11 protein-coding genes and 1 pseudogene are annotated in these 18,489 nt (G+C 59.7%); 7 read left to right on the top strand and 5 right to left on the bottom strand.

All coding sequences use genetic code 11. The annotated features are described in order from the left end of the window. Window positions 1-282: 282 nt before the first annotated feature. The 3 genes from ASC74_RS09500 to ASC74_RS09490 form a co-directional block, all read right to left on the bottom strand. On the bottom strand, window positions 283-1,656 hold the full coding sequence (locus ASC74_RS09500; protein WP_056741099.1) for a DUF3999 domain-containing protein: 1,374 nt from the start codon (window positions 1,654-1,656) through the stop codon (window positions 283-285). Next, on the bottom strand, window positions 1,653-5,240 hold the full coding sequence (locus ASC74_RS09495; RefSeq protein ID WP_056741098.1) for a DUF2339 domain-containing protein: 3,588 nt from the start codon (window positions 5,238-5,240) through the stop codon (window positions 1,653-1,655). Before ASC74_RS09495 ends, ASC74_RS09500 begins: the two co-directional genes overlap by 4 nt. Window positions 5,241-5,529: 289 nt before the next feature. After that, entirely contained in the window at window positions 5,530-7,980 is a 2,451-nt protein-coding gene (locus ASC74_RS09490; protein WP_056741096.1) for a glycogen/starch/alpha-glucan phosphorylase, read from the bottom strand. A 255-nt stretch (window positions 7,981-8,235) separates the two neighbouring features. Here ASC74_RS09490 and ASC74_RS09485 point away from each other — a divergent pair, with 255 nt between their 5' ends. Continuing rightward, complete coding sequence (locus ASC74_RS09485; RefSeq protein ID WP_046045571.1) at window positions 8,236-8,679, top strand: YkgJ family cysteine cluster protein; 444 nt, start codon at window positions 8,236-8,238, stop codon at window positions 8,677-8,679. A gap of 133 nt (window positions 8,680-8,812) precedes the next feature. On the opposite strand, the gene typA is transcribed toward ASC74_RS09485, so the two are convergent. Beyond that, window positions 8,813-10,633 carry a translational GTPase TypA gene (gene typA, locus ASC74_RS09480; RefSeq protein ID WP_046045570.1) on the bottom strand — a complete coding sequence of 607 codons (1,821 nt, stop codon included), beginning with the start codon at window positions 10,631-10,633 and terminating at the stop codon, window positions 8,813-8,815. Window positions 10,634-10,772: 139 nt separating this feature from the next. After that, on the bottom strand, window positions 10,773-12,227 hold the full coding sequence (thiI, locus tag ASC74_RS09475; RefSeq protein ID WP_056741094.1) for a tRNA uracil 4-sulfurtransferase ThiI: 1,455 nt from the start codon (window positions 12,225-12,227) through the stop codon (window positions 10,773-10,775). Between the two features lie 330 nt (window positions 12,228-12,557). Here thiI and glnA point away from each other — a divergent pair, with 330 nt between their 5' ends. The 6 genes and pseudogenes from glnA to ASC74_RS09445 form a co-directional block, all read left to right on the top strand. Further along, the gene (glnA, locus tag ASC74_RS09470) at window positions 12,558-13,964 is read left to right on the top strand and encodes a glutamate--ammonia ligase (RefSeq protein WP_046045568.1); all 1,407 of its coding nucleotides are present in this window, start codon (window positions 12,558-12,560) and stop codon (window positions 13,962-13,964) included. A gap of 325 nt (window positions 13,965-14,289) precedes the next feature. After that, window positions 14,290-14,799: a DUF4124 domain-containing protein gene (locus tag ASC74_RS09465; RefSeq protein ID WP_056741243.1), complete on the top strand. Its 510-nt coding sequence runs from the start codon at window positions 14,290-14,292 to the stop codon at window positions 14,797-14,799. Next, window positions 14,796-15,416 carry a DUF4124 domain-containing protein gene (locus ASC74_RS09460; RefSeq protein WP_056741092.1) on the top strand — a complete coding sequence of 207 codons (621 nt, stop codon included), beginning with the start codon at window positions 14,796-14,798 and terminating at the stop codon, window positions 15,414-15,416. Before ASC74_RS09465 ends, ASC74_RS09460 begins: the two co-directional genes overlap by 4 nt. A 230-nt stretch (window positions 15,417-15,646) precedes the next feature. After that, window positions 15,647-16,732 carry a nitrogen regulation protein NR(II) gene (gene glnL, locus ASC74_RS09455; RefSeq protein WP_008149435.1) on the top strand — a complete coding sequence of 362 codons (1,086 nt, stop codon included), beginning with the start codon at window positions 15,647-15,649 and terminating at the stop codon, window positions 16,730-16,732. Further along, window positions 16,729-18,165, top strand: coding sequence for a nitrogen regulation protein NR(I) (ntrC, locus tag ASC74_RS09450; protein WP_008149434.1), 1,437 nt, complete (start codon window positions 16,729-16,731; stop codon window positions 18,163-18,165). Before glnL ends, ntrC begins: the two co-directional genes overlap by 4 nt. 90 nt (window positions 18,166-18,255) lie before the next feature. Then, window positions 18,256-18,489, top strand: a pseudogene (locus ASC74_RS09445) (IS110 family transposase); the annotation flags it as partial.

The raw sequence follows: 18,489 nt of genomic DNA, 5'->3' as shown, positions 1-18,489 counted from the left end.
GGGCTAAAAACCCGCGCAGTTTAACGCGAGTCGGGGCGCATTTCCTCCTATCAGACGTGTTACACCCAATAGAGTTCATGCGCCCGGTTGAGCGTAGTTCGAAACGCAGGAGATGTGAGCGGAGGATGAGTGGCAGTTTCGAGACTTTCCTTGCCTGACATTCCGTCTTCGCGAGCAAGCCCGCTCCCACATTTAATCTTCAGCAAACACAAAATATGTGTACAAAAGAAATTCAGTGTGGGAGCGGGCTTGCTCGCGAATGGCGCGCAGCGCCAGCCATTCTCAGGATTTGGCAGCAGGCTTGCGCAACAGACTGAACGCCATCGAGGCCAGAAACAAAACACTGAGCAGCAGCACCGCCCACAACCCGAATTTCTTCCAGTTTGTGTCCGCCGGCGCAGCCGTTGTCACGGTCGACGCCGGCGTGGCCACCGCCCCGCCGTCCACCGTAGCCTTGCCCAATGTCGCCAACTTTGCAGCGCTGTAATCCGGAATCAACGTCGACAGCGGCAGGCTCGCCGCCTTCACCGTGGCACTGCCCAGCCCTAGCGTATAAGGCCCTGCTCCGCGCGCCAGGAACACCAATTGAATGGAGCGCACGGCGAATCGCACAGTCGGTGCCTCGGCCCCCAGACCGCCGCCACGCTCGTCCACCGTCAGCTTCAACTGCTGAACGGTTTGCCCTGACAGCTGCAATTCGTTCTGCACCACGTCCTGGCCACTTTGAGTCAGGCGATAGAGCAAACCGCTGCTCAGCGGCTGCCACGGCAGGCTGCTTTCCCGACGACCGGACAAGGTCACGGGCGCCAAACTGTTGGGCTGACTCAACTCGACCTGCAAGCGCTCGACATTCAGCCCCATGGGTAATTGCCAGGTGTATTCACCGGCCTTTGCGCTGCTGCCGGCCAGCCGTTGCGACCAGACAAGCGGTAGCGGCAGGCTGCGGGTCTTGGCGCTTTGCAGTTGCGCCGAGGTCAATGTCGGTGCCGATTGCGGCGTGCTCCATAGCAATCGCAGATACCGGGCCGACTGACCCGGCAAGGCGACTTCATGTTGCTCGACCCGCTCGTCGGCGAACGTCAGACGCGCCACCTGCCCTTCGCCCCACGACTGCCAATGCTGCAGGTCATCGCTGGCTTCGATGGTGAAATGCTGAAAGCCGTCGCGTTCGCTGGTCCAGTCGAGGATCAACTGCTGCAACGGTGCTTTGATGCTGCTGGCATCGAGCAACCAGCCGCGCAGCATTTCTTCGCCCGCCTCCAGCTGACTGGACGGCTGCACTTCGACCAGCGTGCCGTTGGCGCTCGATTGCACCCGCACGCTCGGCGCGTGCTCGGTGGAATCCGCCGAGTTGTACAGCGGGAACCACTTCACGTCGGTCAGGGTGCGGCTGTCGCTGGTCTGCGCCGGCGCGCGCGCCAAGGCATACGCCTGAGCCTCACCGGCGCCATTGAACACGCGCACATCGCTGAGATCGGTTTGCCGCGCATTCAGTTGCACGCTCAACGGCAATTCGAGGCGATACCACGGACCTTCGCCGCTGACCGACAATGGCACCTGCGTGGCGAAGTCCGCCAATTTTTCCTGAGCACTGGCCGACAGCGCCACACCCAGCGCAACAGCGCCCAACCAGACACGGTTCAGCTTCTGACTCAAGACGACACTCCTTCGGTTTGCGGAGCCGGTTTTTCAGCCTCCGGCACAGCCTCGGCGCGCTTGGGCGGCAACGGGGCGAAATAGCCCACCACCAACAGCAACACACCAACGCCGATAAACGAGACGATCCGGGCGAGTCCGCCGCGGTTGCTCAATTCGACAAAGAACAGTTTGGCCACCACCACACCGATCAGCGCCGCACCGATCAGCCAGACTTCGCGGCGATAACGCAGATGGCCGCCGATCATCAGACTCAGGGCCATCAAGGTCCAGACGATGGACAGACCGGCCTGCACCAGCATGGATTCGAGCAACGCCTCCAGCTCGAACGGCACACCCCCCCAATGATGGGCAGTGCGCATCACCAGCGCCGTGAAGAACACAAACAGCGAGGCTCCAGCGATCAGTTGCGTGGCGTGTTCGGCATAGTCCTTGCGAATCGCCAGTTGCGCCACAGCGCTGCGGGACCACACGTAGACGCCGAACAGCGCAAACAGCAGACCCAACTCCAGCGGGTTGATCAGCGGTACGTAAGGCAACGGCTCGGCGGTGCCGTCGCTGACGACGTTCGCCAGCCAGAACCAGCCGAGCATCAGCAACGCCAGCGGGGCCGCCGCGTACACGCGGTATTCGCGCGAATAAGCCGACACCGGCCATGACCAGGCACGGGGCGCTGCCATCAGCACCAGATACAGGCTCGGCAGAATCGCCCAACCCAACCAGCGCCAGGCGTTGTACTGCTCGGACAACAGCAACAGGCCGTAACGCAGCTCCAGGGCCAACACACCGATCAATAGCCAGCAGCCGAGCACATGGGCGGTACTGAGGGCGCGCGCCGGCAACATCGGCGCCAGACGCCGCAGAGAGAGGAAATGCACGACGAACACGGCCGCCCATACCAGCCAACCAAAATTGGCCGCCGGGTGATAACGCGAGTGCCACGCATCCAACAACACCAAACCGGTCGCAGGCATCAGCAAGGTGCAAAGCAAACCCAGCGACGACCATTTCAGGCGCAGCGCCAAGACTGTCCACAGCGCCACGCTCAGCGCCGCAACGGCCAGCAACAACGCCGCGTGCAGATTCAACGGTGCGAAGCGCAGCACTTCACTGATCCACGCCAGTGCCCACCAACCCGCACCCCACACCAGCAAAACTTCGGACAAACGCTGCAAGCTCAGCACATCGAAGGCCGAAGCATGGTTGCCGAGCTGCAAGCGCCAGGCGCCAACCATCGCGGCCAGACCCAACACCAGCGGCGTCCAGAAACCGCTATGAGCCAGAGGCTTCAATCCTTCGCTCGCAAGCGGTCCGAGCAAATCAGGCCCGGCCATCAGGAACGCCGCGCCGCCGATGACCTGCAACAGCAGACCGAAGACGAAACTCACGCGCTGCTTCAGGTACAGGCTCAGCCAGATGATGAACAAACCGCTGGCCGCCCATACCGCACTCGCCGTTTGCCAAGGCAGGACGAACAGCACCGCCAGATTGATCAACACCAGACCGGCCAGCAGCACCACCGACAAGCCGCGCAGCAATCGCACGTCGCTGCGGACCATCTCATCGCGCGCCGCCAGCAACATGCCAGCGATCAGCGCCAGGCCGATCAACGACGCGCTCAGCAAACCGCTCCAACCCGCGTTGAACACAGCGCCGGACTCACCGCTCGAACCTTGCAGCCGCAGCAGGAACAACGCACCGCCGAGCAACTGCACGGCGAACGCGGTGAACAGGAACGTGCGCGATTGCAGACGCAAGCCAACAAACAAGGTCGCCAACCCCGCCAGCGCCCAACTGATCGTCGTGCCGTGAGTTAAGAAGAACAACGGCGCCAGCAGATAGAGGAAGGTCAGGCCGAGGCAGGCCAACACCGGCAGCCCTTTGCGCTCCCATTCCGACGTCTGCTCGGGCAAGGCTTTGCGCAATTGGTAGAAACTGAACAGCAATGCCGCGCCAAGCATCAGCGCGCCCAACGGTGCCCCTTCCAGCAGGCTGCTTTCGCCGATTCGCAGTTCACTGAGGAAGGCCAACGCCGAGCCCAGTTGCAGCAGCAAGGCAAAGGCTCGGGCCAGCGGTCGTTGCTGACGCAGGCCAAGCCAGAAGATGCCGGCGCCTTCGACAGCCCAGGCAGCAGCGGTCCAGCGCGCATCGAGCCCCAACGGAATCGCCAGGCTGGCGAAGATCACCCCCAGCGCCAGACAGGTTTCCGCCAGCAGCAGCGCTCGTCCCCCCATCAGCAGCCGTGCCAGCCCCATGTAAATCATGCCCAACGCCAACGCACTGAAGGCTGCAGCGAATTCCATGTGCTGGACCAACGCGAACTGCAAGCCGAAGCCCACCAAAGGAGGACCGAACAGCATCGTGCCGTCGACGTAATCGCCCTTGCGCGCCGACCAGTGCAGCAGCGCTTCACGGCTGTCGCTCTCGGGTGCGTCGCTCATTTCCAGCAACTTGCGCCGGGCGAACAGCAGACCGATGGCCAGGTACATCAGGAAGAACACAATCAGGAACGGCTCGGTGCTCCACAGCAGTTCCGGGGTATAGGAACGCAGGCCCCAAGCGAAACCGATGCCGAAGGTGCCGACGAAACCGATCAGGTTAAGCAGCCGCCAAGCCTTGAACCAGGCGATGGCGAGGATGCCGGCGTTGAGCAAGGCGAAGTAGCTGAACAGCGCGACATGGTTGCCGGCGCCGGTGGAGGTCAGGATCGGCGCGGCAAAACCGCCCAACGCCGCAGCGGCAGCCAGGCCCAAGGCATCCTGGGTGATGGCGAGGATCGCCGAGAACACCGTCACCGCGACCAGCAGACCTAACGCCGCCGTAGGATCGAGCAGCGGATGCAGGCGCATCGCAGCAAACACGGTCAGGTACAACACCGCGATCCCGGTGCCTTGCAGCATCAACGCGTAATGGCTGTTGCGTGTTCTAAGCCACCAACCCAGCCCAAGAAGACCCAATGCCGCCGCCGCAACACCGGCGTAACGCAACTCGATCGGCACCACCATGCCTTCGGTGGCATAACGCAGCAGGAAGGCCAAGCCGAGAAACAACAGCACCACACCGACCCGCAGCACAGTGTTGCCGCCGAACAGCCAGTTGCGTGCGCCGCTGATGGCGCGGTCGATGAAGTTCGGGCCACGCGGGATGGCAGGTTGTTGTGGCTCGCGGGCGACCGGTTCGGGTTTCCAGGCATCGACGGGCGCTGGACGGCTCGCTTCGGCGGCGACCGCGGTGATCGGTTCCAGTTCGGGAGGGAGTTCCCAGATCAGCTCCGGGGCCTCGGCAGGGATTTCGTCGAGTGTGAATTCAGGAGGTGCAGCGGCTTCGCTGGCAACTGGCTCACTGGTTAGCGGCGCCTTGACGCCTGACACCTCCAGCAATGCCAGACGTTGCTCGACTGCATTCAGCGCCACCTGCGCGTGTTCAAGCAGCCGGCGCTGCTCGTCAGCTAGTGAACCCAAGCGGCCAATGCGAATGGCCTGGCCAATACCCAACCCGAGCAGCCCGCCCAGCAGCGCATCGCTGAACGACTCGTCGAGTACCCAGCCCAGCACCAGCCCAATCAGCATGAACATCCATTGCATGGTCGATATCCCTAAGCGGCCCCGCTGCGGGGCGAATCCGGGCGATACAGCGTCTGGTTCAGTCTAGTGACCAGTCACCCGGAATCCAGTGTGAGAGCAGATTGCATCTGCACCACAAATCCAATGTGGGAGCGGGCTTGCTCGCGAAAGCGGCAGGTCAGTCAACATGAATGCTGAATGATCAACCGCTTTCGCGAGCAAGCCCGCTCCCACAAGGGGTCAAGTTGGCGCCTAGTATATCGGCCAGTCCCAACAACCGTCGGGCCTTGCTCGCAATTATTGCTAAAAGTTACTCCAACGCTTTCCAGATATCCGTGGCGTACTCGCGAATGGTCCGGTCGGACGAGAACCAGCCCATCCGGGAAGTGTTCAACACAGCCGAACGCCACCATTCCTTCGAATCGTGCCAATGGGCTTCAACGCGCATCTGCGCGTCCCAGTAAGAGTCGAAATCGGCGCAGACCAGGAAGCGATCGTAGTCGATCAGCGAATCGATCAATCCTGTGTAACGGGAAGGATCATCCGGCGAGAACACCCCGCCACGAATCGCTTGCAGCACGTCATTCAGCCGGTGGGATGCCGCAATATCCGGCGTCGCGTTGAATTCATGGTTCTGCTTGCGCGCTTCAACCTGCTGAGCGCTGAGGCCGAAGATGAACATGTGTTCGGCGCCGATGCGTTCGCACATTTCGACGTTGGCCCCGTCCAGGGTGCCAATGGTCAGCGCACCGTTGAGGCCGAACTTCATGTTGCTGGTGCCCGAGGCTTCGAAGCCTGCGGTGGAAATCTGCTCCGACAAATCCGCTGCCGGGATGATGCTTTCCGCCAGACTGACGTTGTAGTTGGGCAAGAACACCACTTTCAGCAAACCGCGCACCGTCGGGTCGTTGTTCACCACCCGGGCGATGTCGTTGGTCAGTTTGATGATCAGCTTGGCCTGGTGATAACTGGCCGCCGCCTTGCCGGCGAAGATCTTCACCCGCGGCACCCAATCGATTTCCGGCTCGGCACGAATCGCCTGATACAGCGCAACGGTGTGCAACAGGTTAAGCAACTGACGTTTGTATTCGTGGATCCGCTTGACCTGCACGTCGAACATCGCCGCCGGGTTGACCGCAACGCCAAGTCGCTCGTGAATGATGTACGCCAAGGCTTTCTTGCTATGCAGGCGCTGTTCGGCGAACGCCTTGCGGAACGCGGCTTTCTCGGCGAACGGTTCCAGGCCGAGCAAACGCTCTTCGGCGTTGTCCAGCAGATCCGGGCCGAGCGCGTCGACCATCATCGAGGTCAGCTCCGGGTTGGCCTGGTAGAGCCAGCGGCGGAAGGTGATGCCGTTGGTCTTGTTGTTGATCCGGTCCGGGTAGAGTTTGTGCAGCTCGGAGAACACCGTTTTGCGCATCAGCTGCGTGTGCAGCCCGGACACGCCGTTGACGCTGTGGGAGCCAAGGAACGCCAGGTTACCCATGCGCACGCGACGGCCGTTGTCTTCCTCGATCAGCGACACCGCACGCAGCACCTCGAAGTCATGGATACCCTTGGCTCGCAGCGAATCGATGTGCTGGGCGTTGATCAGGTAAATGATCTGCATGTGCCGCGGCAGCATCCGCTCCATCAAACCGACTGGCCAGGTTTCCAGCGCTTCCGGCAGCAGCGTGTGGTTGGTGTAGGACAGCGTGTCGACGGTGACCTGCCATGCCGCATCCCACGCGACGTCGTAAACGTCGACCAGTTGCCGCATCAGTTCGGCCACGGCAATCGAAGGGTGGGTGTCGTTGAGCTGGATCGCGGCATGATCGCCCAGGGTCAGGACCGAGGTGTGCATGTTGCGATGACGACGCAGCAAGTCCTGCAAGGACGCGGCGACGAAGAAATACTCCTGACGCAGGCGCAGTTCCTGGCCGGCTTCGGTGCTGTCCGCCGGGTAGAGTACCCGGGAAATACTTTCGGCCCGGGCGACTTCTGCCACGGCGCCCAAGTGGTCGCCAGCATTAAAGCGTTCCAGGTGCAAATCTTCCATGGCCCGGGCGCGCCACAGGCGCAGCGTGTTGACGCTCGCCCCGCGCCAGCCGACGACCGGTGTGTCATACGCAATCGCGCGAACGGTTTCCACTGGCGTCCAGACTTGCTTGGACTTGCCGGTTTCGTCGGTGACGGTTTCGACGCTGCCACCGAAGCCAATCGGGTAAACGACCTCTGGTCGTTCGAACTCCCAAGGGTTACCGAAATCCAGCCAGTGTTCGGTCTGTTCCTGCTGCCAGCCGTCGACGATGGCCTGGCGGAACAAGCCGTGTTCATAACGAATGCCGTAACCGTGCCCGGCAATGCCGAGGGTCGACATGCTTTCCATGAAGCACGCGGCCAGACGACCGAGGCCGCCATTGCCCAACGCTGCGTCGGGTTCCAGCAGGCGGATGCGCTCAAGGTCGACGCCAAGTTCAGTCAGGGCCTCACGGGCGACGTCCAGCAGGCCAAGGTTGCTCAGGCTGTCGTAGAGCAGACGGCCGATCAGAAATTCGAGGGAGAGGTAATAAACCCGCTTTTGACCTTTGCGGTAGATCTGCCGGGTGTGATCCATCCAGTGCTCGACCATGTGATCGCGCGCCGCCAGGGCAATGGCTTCGAACCAGTCGTGGTCGAAGGCGTGATCCGGGTCTTTGCCCACCGCGTAGGTGAGTTTGGTCAAGACGGCGTCGCGGAATGCGGCCACCTCTGCTTCGCGAACAAGTGGTTCTTGAGTCATCGATAGGACCTCGAGCGAGCTTGGAATTGTCTGAGCCTAGACGGTCTGACAGGCCGTTGGAACTCTGGTTCGGCAGTTTTTCCTGATAGTGCAAGATAGGTCGACATTACAACCTCATGTGCCGGAAAGAATGCAGGGCCCGTGCCGGAATACAGGTGTTACTGGGCGGAATACGAAAAAATCTGGCGAAAGGTTGTTCAAAAATCCACCAGTCCCGGTATGATCGCGCGCCCTGATGCACGCTGGTAACAACCGATGATGAAGTCCAACCTGATCGCCGCCGCGGAGATCGATCGCCTCGATACCTGGGCCAAGTACTCCGCCCCGATGTGTGGTTCGTGCGTTTCCAGCTGCTGCACCCTGCCGGTCGAGGTCAAGATCAAGGATCTGATCCGTATCGGCATCGTCGATGAATTCGAGCGCGGCGAGCCGCCGAAGAACATCGCCAAGCGTTTGCAGAAGGAAGGGATCGTCGAGCGTTACAACCAGAAGTCCGAGATCTTCACCCTTCAGCGCATGAGCAACAACGATTGCCTGTACCTGGATCGTAAGAGCCGTCTGTGCACTATTTATGAAAAGCGCCCGGATACTTGCCGCAACCACCCGAAAATCGGGCCGCGGCCTGGGTATTGCGCTTATAAGCCGAAAGAAGTGGCGCGCGAGAGCAGCGAGAGCCGTCGGACCCTCGAGAAGTTCTGATCCGGAATCTCACCGCCTGACCGGGCCTGCTCGCGAAGGGGCAGGCACAAACACCGCACAAACCCCAGACAAACAAAAACGCCCCCGACCTTGCGGTCGGGGGCGTTTTTTTAGCTGCTAACTAAGTCGAAACTCAGTTACCGGCTTTCTTGGCAGCGCGGGTACGCTCGCTTTCGCCCAGGATCTTCTTACGAAGACGGATGGACTTAGGAGTGACTTCGCACAGTTCGTCTTCTTGCACGAACTCAAGAGCTTGTTCCAGGGTGAAACGGATAGGCGGAACCAGAGCGATGGTTTCGTCTTTACCCGAGGCACGCATGTTGTCGAGCTTCTTGCCTTTGGTTGGGTTAACGCCCAGGTCGTTGTCGCGGCTGTTGATGCCGACGATTTGACCTTCGTACACGTCTTCACCGTGACCCAGGAACAGTTTGCCGCGAGCTTGCAGGGTTTCCAGCGAGTAAGTCAGAGCCTTACCGGTAGCAACCGAAACCAGCACGCCGTTCTGACGGCCGGACATGTCGCCGGACTTCATCACGTCGTAACGGTCGAAGATCGAGGTCAGGATGCCTGCACCGGAGGTCAGGGTCAGGAACTCGTTACGGAAACCGATCAAGCCACGAGCCGGGATGTTGTACTCAAGGCGCACACGGCCCTTGCCATCCGGAACCATGTTGGTCAGGTCGCCCTTACGGATACCGATCTGTTCCATGATCGAACCTTGCGATTCTTCTGGCAGGTCGATGGTCACGTTTTCGTACGGTTCGTGCTTGACGCCGTCAACCAGGCGGATGATCACTTCCGGACGACCAACACCCATTTCGAAGCCTTCGCGACGCATGGTTTCGATCAGTACCGAGAGGTGCAGCTCACCACGGCCGGAGACTTTGAACTTGTCGGCGGTGTCGCCTTCTTCAACGCGCAGAGCAACGTTGTAGAGCAGTTCTTTGTCCAGACGCTCTTTGATGTTACGGCTGGTGACGAACTTGCCTTCACGACCGCAGAACGGCGAGTCGTTAACCTGGAAGGTCATGGAAACGGTTGGTTCGTCAACGGTCAGCGGCTTCATCGCTTCGACGTTCAGTGGGTCGCACAGAGTGTCGGAGATGAACAGCTGGTCGAAGCCGCTGATGCAGACGATGTCGCCGGCAGCTGCTTCATCAACGTCGATACGGTGCAGACCGTGGTGACCCATCAGCTTCAGGATACGACCGTTACGGCGCTTGCCGTCGGCGTCGATAGCCACAACTTGAGTGTTCGGCTTGACGCGACCACGGGCGATACGGCCAACGCCGATAACACCCAGGAAGCTGTTGTAGTCCAGTGCCGAGATTTGCATCTGGAACGGACCGTCACGGTCAACTTTTGGAGCCGGCACGTGGTCAATGATCGCCTGGTACAGCGGGGTCATGTCTTCAGCCATGTCGGTGTGTTCCAGACCGGCAATGCCGTTCAGGGCCGAGGCGTAGACGACTTTGAAGTCCAGCTGTTCTTCGGTAGCACCCAGGTTGTCGAACAGGTCGAAGATCTGGTCCAGAACCCAGTCCGGACGCGCGCCTGGACGGTCAACCTTGTTGATGACCACGATTGGACGCAGGCCGGCTTCGAAAGCCTTCTTGGTCACGAAACGGGTTTGCGGCATAGGGCCGTCTTGAGCGTCAACCAGCAGCAGAACGGAGTCAACCATCGACATTACGCGTTCAACTTCGCCGCCGAAGTCGGCGTGGCCCGGGGTGTCCACGATGTTGATGTGGTGGCCGTTCCAGTTGATGGCGGTGTTTTTCGCCAGAATGGTAATACCGCGTTCTTTCTCCTGGTCGTTGGAGTCCATCACGCGCTCGTCGTTGAGCTCGTTGCGCTCCAGGGTGCCGGATTGACGCAAGAGTTTGTCTACCAGGGTGGTCTTACCATGGTCAACGTGAGCAATGATGGCGATGTTGCGTAGATTTTCGATCACTTGTGTATCTCGATCAGAGGATTCGGTGTGCTGACAAGTCTTGGCAGCGATTTACAGTAGAGTCAGGCCTTGCCGTTACAGCTTGACGGCAGAGTCGGGGGGCCGGTGACGCAGGCCACAGGCATACAGCCCCGGGCTCTTAGCTCGGTCGATAAACGCGCACATTGGCATGCCCCTCACTGAGCAAATGGTGGGCATGCAGGCGACTCATCACGCCTTTGTCGCAATACAGCAGGTACTGGCGAGTAGGGTCCAGTTCCTTGAAACGAGCGTTCAATGCATAAAACGGCATCGTTTGTACCTCAATGCCAACGAGGCCCAGCGGGTCATCTTCAGCGGCATCCGGATGACGGATATCGATGACGATCTGACCAGCCAGCGCTTCGCTGACTTCTTCGATCTGCAAGTCCTGGCCCAATTCGTCGATCACACGATCGATCGGCACCAGTTTGGCGTTCTCAAGCGCACGCTCAAGTACTGCCATGTCGAACTGTTGTTCTTCGTACTCCACGCGTGGACGCTTGGCGTGGGTCTTGGGGTTCACCGAGATGACCCCGCAGTATTCCGGCATGTGCTTGGCGAAGTCGGCAGTGCCGATTTCGTTGGCCAGGTCGATGATGTCCTGCTTGTGACTGGCGATCAGCGGACGCAAGACCAGCTTGTCGGTCACGCAGTCGATCACGGACAGGTTCGGCAGCGTCTGGCTCGACACCTGGGAAATCGCTTCGCCGGTGACCAGCGCTTCGATCTCCAGCCGATCGGCAATACGGGAAGCAGCGCGCAACATCATACGCTTCAAAACTACGCCCATATGACTGTTATCGACTTTCCCGAGAATTTCTCCCAGTACTTCCTCGAACGGCACACTCACAAATAACACGCGTTGGGAGCTTCCGTACTTCTTCCAGATGAAGTGCGCGACTTCCATAACGCCCAGTTCATGGGCTCGTCCGCCCAGATTGAAGAAGCAGAAATGGCTCATCAACCCGCGGCGCATGATCTGGTAAGCAGCAACAGTGGAATCGAAGCCGCCGGACATCAGCACAAGCGTCTGTTCCAGGGCACCCAGCGGATAACCGCCGATGCTGTTGTGCTGGTTGTGGATCACGAACAACCGTTTGTCGCGAATTTCGAGGCGTACTTCGATTTCCGGCTCTTTCAGCGAGATTCCGGCGGCGCCGCACTGACGACGCAGTTGGCTGCCGACGTATTTCTCGACGTCCATCGAACTGAATTCGTGCTTGCCGGCACGCTTGCAGCGCACCGAAAAAATCTTCCCGGCCAAGGAATCACCGAAGTGTTGCTTGCACTTGGCGACGATGTCGTCGAAGTCGCCCAGCGGGTATTCATCGACCTGCAGGAAATGCGCGATGCCCGGCATGCAGCTCAGGCGCTCGGTCATCTCCTTCAGGGCTTTGGGCTCGCTGACGCGGGTTTCCAGCTCGAGATTGTCCCACACACCGTTCACCACCACAGCCGGGTCCAAGTCGCGGAGCACGGTACGGATGTTTTTGGCCAACTGGCGGATGAAACGCATCCGTACCGGGCGGCTCTTGATGGTGATCTCGGGAAAGACTTTTACGATTAGTTTCATGAAAACAGCGCGCGCTGGGCCAGCCGAAAAAGGGGGGCGCGGATTATAGCGGAAATTGCTCAAGGTTTAACCAGTTAATGTGCAGAAGGTTTTGTGCGCACCAAAACAGGTCATTTATTGAATTTGACGCTACATTACGGGGCGCTATTTCCAGCTTTGCTGCGCTTTGCACCTTTATAAGCGTGAAATTGGGGCAAAAAACCCATGGTGGGGCACTGGCATGCAATTTGCTCCCTTGTGAGGCAGGTTGCCTTGGCAGAGTATTCGCGCCGGCATCACCCACATTCTAAGGGCATCCACTACTAAGCCCGAAGCCACCCGGAGGACACTATGTCGAAGTCGGTTCAACTCATCAAAGATCATGACGTCAAGTGGATTGATCTGCGCTTCACTGACACCAAAGGCACTCAGCACCACGTGACCATGCCGGCTCGCGACGCGCTGGATGAAGCTTTCTTCGAAGAAGGCAAAATGTTCGACGGTTCCTCCATCGCTGGCTGGAAAGGCATCGAAGCCTCCGACATGATCCTGATGCCGGACGACAGCACTGCCGTTCTCGACCCGTTCACCGAAGAGCCAACCCTGATCCTGGTTTGCGACGTGATCGAGCCTTCGACCATGCAAGGCTACGACCGTGACCCACGTGCGATCGCCAAGCGTGCCGAGGAATACCTGAAGTCGACCGGTATCGGCGACACCGTATTTGTGGGTCCAGAGCCTGAATTCTTCATCTTCGACGAAGTGAAGTTCAAGTCCGATATCTCCGGCTCGATGTTCAAGATCTACTCCGAACAAGGTTCGTGGATGTCCGACCAGGACGTGGAAGGCGGCAACAAAGGCCACCGTCCAGGCGTCAAAGGTGGCTACTTCCCGGTTCCGCCGTTCGACCACGACCACGAAATCCGTACCTCCATGTGCAACGCCATGGAAGAAATGGGCCTGGTCATCGAAGTTCACCACCACGAAGTGGCAACTGCTGGCCAGAACGAAATCGGCGTGAAGTTCAACACCCTGGTTGCCAAGGCTGACGAAGTTCAGACCCTGAAGTACTGCGTACACAACGTTGCTGATGCATACGGCCGCACCGCGACCTTCATGCCTAAGCCTCTGTACGGCGACAACGGTTCGGGTATGCACGTTCACCTGTCCATCGCCAAAGATGGCAAGAACACCTTCGCTGGCGAAGGCTATGCCGGCCTGTCCGACACCGCTCTGTACTTCATCGGCGGCATCATCAAGCACGGTAAAGCGCTGAACGGCTTCACCAACCCGTCGACCAACTCCTACAAGCGTCTGGTCCCAGGTTTCGAAGCCCCAGTAATGCTGGCCTACTCGGCTCGCAACCGTTCCGCTTCGATCCGTATTCCTTACGTGTCCAGCCCTCGCGCTCGCCGTATCGAAGCTCGCTTCCCGGATCCAGCAGCTAACCCGTACCTGGCCTTCGCTGCCCTGGTAATGGCCGGCCTGGACGGTATCCAGAACAAGATCCACCCTGGCGACGCTGCTGACAAAAACCTGTATGACCTGCCGCCTGAAGAGGCGAAAGAGATCCCACAAGTTTGCGGCAGCCTGAAAGAAGCCCTGGAAGAGCTGGACAAAGGTCGTGCGTTCCTGACCAAAGGCGGCGTTTTCAGCGACGACTTCATCGACGCTTACATCGCTCTGAAAAGCGAAGAAGAAATCAAAGTACGTACCTTCGTACACCCACTGGAATACGAGCTGTACTACAGCTGCTAATCCAGTAGCGCCTGCGCAAGCGGCGTGACAAAAAAGAGGCCTCCTTCGGGAGGCCTTTTTTGTGGGCGCTATTCAACGGCTGACAATGCCCCTGTGGGAGCGAGCTTGCTCCGGGCGGCGTTCCGACGATTGCGGTTTTTCATCCAACATTGATGTTGGCTGATGCACCGTCATCGTCGGAACGCCGCCCGGAGCAAGCTCGCTCCCACAGGGTTTCGCGTCGCCTGACAGGCCTTGTCAAATCATGCCCAAATGTTAACGACTTGGGTCTATTGCCAGCCCTGACCTATGCTGCACCTCAATGCTTTCGCTTCCGGTCAATTTTATGGGTCGTGGTTTTCTACTGATGTTGCTGTTGATCGCCCTGCCCGCCGCAGCGCAGATCTATAAGTACACCGACGCCGACGGCAACACCGCCTACAGCAATCAACCGCCCGATGGCGTGAAGGCTCAGCCAGTCGAGTTGCCACCGCTTAACAGGGTTGAGCCTCAAGCCCCTTCTGCGCCACCTGTCGAAGCCACCAGCCGCGAACAGCCGCGCAGCGCTTACGAGGTGCTGGAGTTGACCAACTTACCCACTACCGAAGCGCTGCGTGCCAACAACGGCACCTTCACCGTCAACGTGTTGATCAAACCCCGCCTGCAAGGCCCTCATCTGCTCAGGCTCTTGCTGGACGATCAACCTTACGGCCAGCCGAGCAACGTGCCGATCCTGCAACTGGTGAACGTCGATCGCGGCGAACACAGCCTCGCGGTGCAGGTGATCGATGGAGAGAACATCGTCCAGCAAAGCCCCACCGTGACGTTCACCGTACAACGGGTGCATAAGCCGTGAGGCTGTGGCTGCTGATCACCTGCTTGATCGCCCTGCCGGTGACGGCCGAGGTGTTCACCTACGTCGACGCCCAGGGCAATCGGGTCTACACCGATCAGCCAGGTTCCGGCAACGCCAAGCGCGTGCCGCTGGCGACGAGCAATCGCATGTCCGCCAACCCTGGCGGCGCCGCACCGGCGAATGCTGGAAAGAAGACCGAAACAAAACCACTGTTCCACTACGACCTGCTGAGAGTACTGGTGCCGGAGCCAGACGCCACGGTGCGCAGCAGTGCTGGCGAGATTATCGTCAGCGTCACCAGTGAACCCGGCCTGCAGCGAGGCCATCGCTACCAACTGTTGCTCGACGGCCAACCCACCGCAGCACCCGGCCTGAGCCCAGTATTTGCCCTGAGCAACATCGATCGTGGCGGCCATAACCTCTCCGTGGAAATCCTCGACGAGCAGGGCCGCACGGTCGAGCGCACCGCCAACCAGCCGTTCCATATGCTGCGCATCTCCCTCGCGCAGAAGCGTCAGGTCAAACCCTGCGCCCCTGCCGACTACGGCCAACGGCCGGAGTGCCCGCTCAAAGACAAACCCGTAGAAGAAAAAAATCCCTTCCTGCGCTTCTTCTAACGCCGTTCAGGTTTGCGCACTATATTGGTGCAATTGGTTGCACCGTACTCACATTCCAACCCATTTTGGTTCGAAAGTACCCGTCAAAGCTGGCAGAACGCCACGCAAACGAGCGTCAAACGCCCGTTTCAGGCCTTAAACGCTTCTTTTCGGAGCCTTGGTTTGGTTTTTGCATTTTCCTCGTATCAGCGCTTTATTCATGCGCGCGCCCTGCTCCAAAAGAGGTCCTGATGACCATTAGCGACGCACTGCATCGATTGCTACTCGACAACCTGACCACCGCCACCATTCTGCTCGACGCCGAACTGCGCCTCGAGTACATGAACCCGGCGGCGGAGATGCTCCTGGCCATCAGTGGTCAGCGTAGCCATGGGCAGTTCATCAGTGAGTTGTTCACCGAATCCACCGAGGCGCTGAACTCCCTGCGCCAAGCGGTCCAGCAGGCCCACCCGTTCACCAAGCGTGAAGCGATGCTCACCGCCCTCACCGGCCAGACGCTGACCGTCGACTACGCGGTAACGCCCATCCTGGCCAACGGCGCCACGATGCTGCTGCTGGAAGTCCACCCCCGTGACCGCTTGCTGCGCATCACCAAGGAAGAGGCGCAGCTGTCGAAGCAGGAAACCAGCAAGATGCTGGTGCGCGGCCTCGCTCACGAAATCAAGAATCCTCTCGGCGGGATTCGCGGCGCGGCGCAATTGCTCGCCCGCGAACTGCCGGAAGAAAGCCTGCGCGACTACACCAACGTGATCATTGAAGAGGCCGATCGCCTGCGCAATCTGGTCGATCGCATGCTTGGTTCCAATAAGCTGCCGTCACTGGCGATGTGCAACGTCCACGAAGTGCTGGAACGCGTTTGTCATCTGGTGGAGGCCGAAAGCCAGGGTTGCATCACTTTGGTGCGCGACTACGACCCGAGCATTCCCGACGTATTGATCGACCGCGAACAAATGATTCAGGCGGTGCTGAACATCGTGCGCAATGCGATGCAGGCCATCAGCAGCCAGAACGAGCTGCGCCTTGGCCGCATCAGCCTGCGGACCCGCGCCATGCGCCAGTTCACCATCGGCCACGTGCGCCATCGCCTGGTGACCAAGATCGAAATCATCGACAACGGCCCGGGCATTCCCGCGGAGTTGCAGGAAACCATCTTCTTTCCCATGGTCAGCGGCCGCCCGGACGGTACCGGGCTGGGCCTGGCCATTACCCAGAACATCATCAGCCAGCACCAGGGCCTGATCGAATGTGACAGCCATCCAGGCCACACCACCTTCTCGATCTTTCTGCCACTGGAACAAGGAGCCACATCGACATGAGCCGTAGTGAAACCGTGTGGATCGTCGATGACGACCGTTCTATCCGTTGGGTCCTGGAAAAAGCCTTGCAGCAAGAAGGCATGACCACGCAAAGCTTCGACAGCGCCGATGGCGTGATGAGCCGCCTGGCGCGCCAGCAGCCGGACGTGATCATCTCCGACATTCGCATGCCGGGTGCCAGCGGTCTGGACCTTCTGGCGCGGATTCGCGAACAACACCCACGGCTGCCGGTCATCATCATGACCGCTCATTCCGATCTGGACAGCGCTGTCGCGTCCTATCAGGGCGGCGCGTTTGAATACCTACCCAAGCCGTTCGACGTTGACGAAGCGGTGTCGCTGGTCAAACGCGCGAACCAACACGCCCAGGAACAGCAAGGCCTGGAAGTCCCGGTCGCCTTGACCCGCACCCCGGAAATCATCGGTGAAGCACCGGCGATGCAGGAAGTGTTTCGCGCCATCGGGCGCTTGAGTCACTCCAACATCACTGTGCTGATCAACGGTGAATCCGGTACCGGTAAAGAGCTGGTGGCGCACGCGCTGCACCGTCACAGCCCTCGCGCGGCTTCGCCGTTCATTGCGCTGAACATGGCGGCGATCCCGAAAGACCTGATGGAATCCGAGCTGTTCGGCCATGAGAAAGGCGCGTTCACCGGTGCGGCCAACCTGCGTCGCGGGCGCTTTGAACAGGCTGACGGCGGCACGCTGTTCCTCGATGAAATCGGCGACATGCCGGCAGACACCCAGACTCGTTTGCTGCGGGTGTTGGCGGACGGCGAGTTCTATCGCGTCGGCGGCCATGTACCGGTGAAGGTCGATGTGCGAATCATCGCCGCGACTCACCAGAATCTGGAAACCCTGGTACACGCCGGGAAATTCCGTGAGGACTTGTTCCACCGCCTCAACGTGATCCGCATCCACATTCCACGGCTGTCGGACCGTCGCGAAGACATCCCGACCCTGGCCAAGCACTTCCTCAGCCGCGCCGCGCAAGAACTGGCGGTGGAGCCGAAGCTGCTGAAAAGCGAAACCGAGGAATACCTGAAGAACCTGCCGTGGGGCGGCAACGTGCGACAGCTGGAGAACACCTGCCGCTGGATCACGGTGATGGCTTCGGGTCGCGAAGTGCACATCAGCGACCTGCCGCCGGAGCTGCTGAACCTGCCGCAGGATTCGGCGCCGGTGACCAACTGGGAGCAAGCGCTGCGCCAGTGGGCTGATCAGGCGTTGGCTCGCGGTCAGTCGAGCCTGCTCGACAGCGCCGTACCAGCCTTCGAGCGGATTATGATCGAAACCGCCCTCAAACACACCGCCGGCCGCCGCCGCGATGCTGCGGTTTTGCTGGGTTGGGGGCGTAATACCCTGACGCGCAAGATCAAGGAATTGGGGATGAAGGTTGATGGTGGGGATGATGATGAGGGGGATGAGGGTTAAACACTCGGTCTAATAATGAAATGGCTACCCTCGCTGCCCTCTGTGATCGCCCACTAAGCTTTCACAGGGGGCTCACCGGAGACCGTTGCCATGAAAGTAGCTATTGCCGCCATCGACCTGGGAAAACACACCTTTCATCTGCATGCACAAGATGATCGTGGTCATGAGCTTTACCGCAAAAAATTTAACCGGGTGGCGCTCATCCAGCATTTGGCGAACCTCGAATCCTGCACCGTCGTGATGGAAGCCTGTGGTGGCGCCCACTACATGGCGCAGGAGGTCGCAAAGCTGGGGCATGCGCCCAAGCTCATTGCGCCGCATCTC

This window comes from Pseudomonas sp. Root329 (assembly GCF_001424925.1).
In the GTDB taxonomy this organism is placed as follows: domain Bacteria; phylum Pseudomonadota; class Gammaproteobacteria; order Pseudomonadales; family Pseudomonadaceae; genus Aquipseudomonas; species Aquipseudomonas arabinosi.
The sequence above is the reverse complement of the archived record's forward strand: the minus strand, read 5'-3'. Positions and strand labels throughout refer to the sequence as shown.

What these genes read in the sequence shown, in the direction of transcription:
- ASC74_RS09495 (WP_056741098.1), bottom strand. Translation starts at nt 5,240, where the DNA reads ATGCAATGGATGTTCATGCTGATTGGGCTGGTGCTGGGCTGGGTACTC.
- ASC74_RS09490 (WP_056741096.1), bottom strand. Translation starts at nt 7,980, where the DNA reads ATGACTCAAGAACCACTTGTTCGCGAAGCAGAGGTGGCCGCATTCCGC.
- ASC74_RS09485 (WP_046045571.1), top strand. Translation starts at nt 8,236, where the DNA reads ATGATGAAGTCCAACCTGATCGCCGCCGCGGAGATCGATCGCCTCGAT.
- thiI (WP_056741094.1), bottom strand. Translation starts at nt 12,227, where the DNA reads ATGAAACTAATCGTAAAAGTCTTTCCCGAGATCACCATCAAGAGCCGC.
- glnA (WP_046045568.1), top strand. Translation starts at nt 12,558, where the DNA reads ATGTCGAAGTCGGTTCAACTCATCAAAGATCATGACGTCAAGTGGATT.
- ASC74_RS09465 (WP_056741243.1), top strand. Translation starts at nt 14,290, where the DNA reads ATGGGTCGTGGTTTTCTACTGATGTTGCTGTTGATCGCCCTGCCCGCC.
- glnL (WP_008149435.1), top strand. Translation starts at nt 15,647, where the DNA reads ATGACCATTAGCGACGCACTGCATCGATTGCTACTCGACAACCTGACC.
- ntrC (WP_008149434.1), top strand. Translation starts at nt 16,729, where the DNA reads ATGAGCCGTAGTGAAACCGTGTGGATCGTCGATGACGACCGTTCTATC.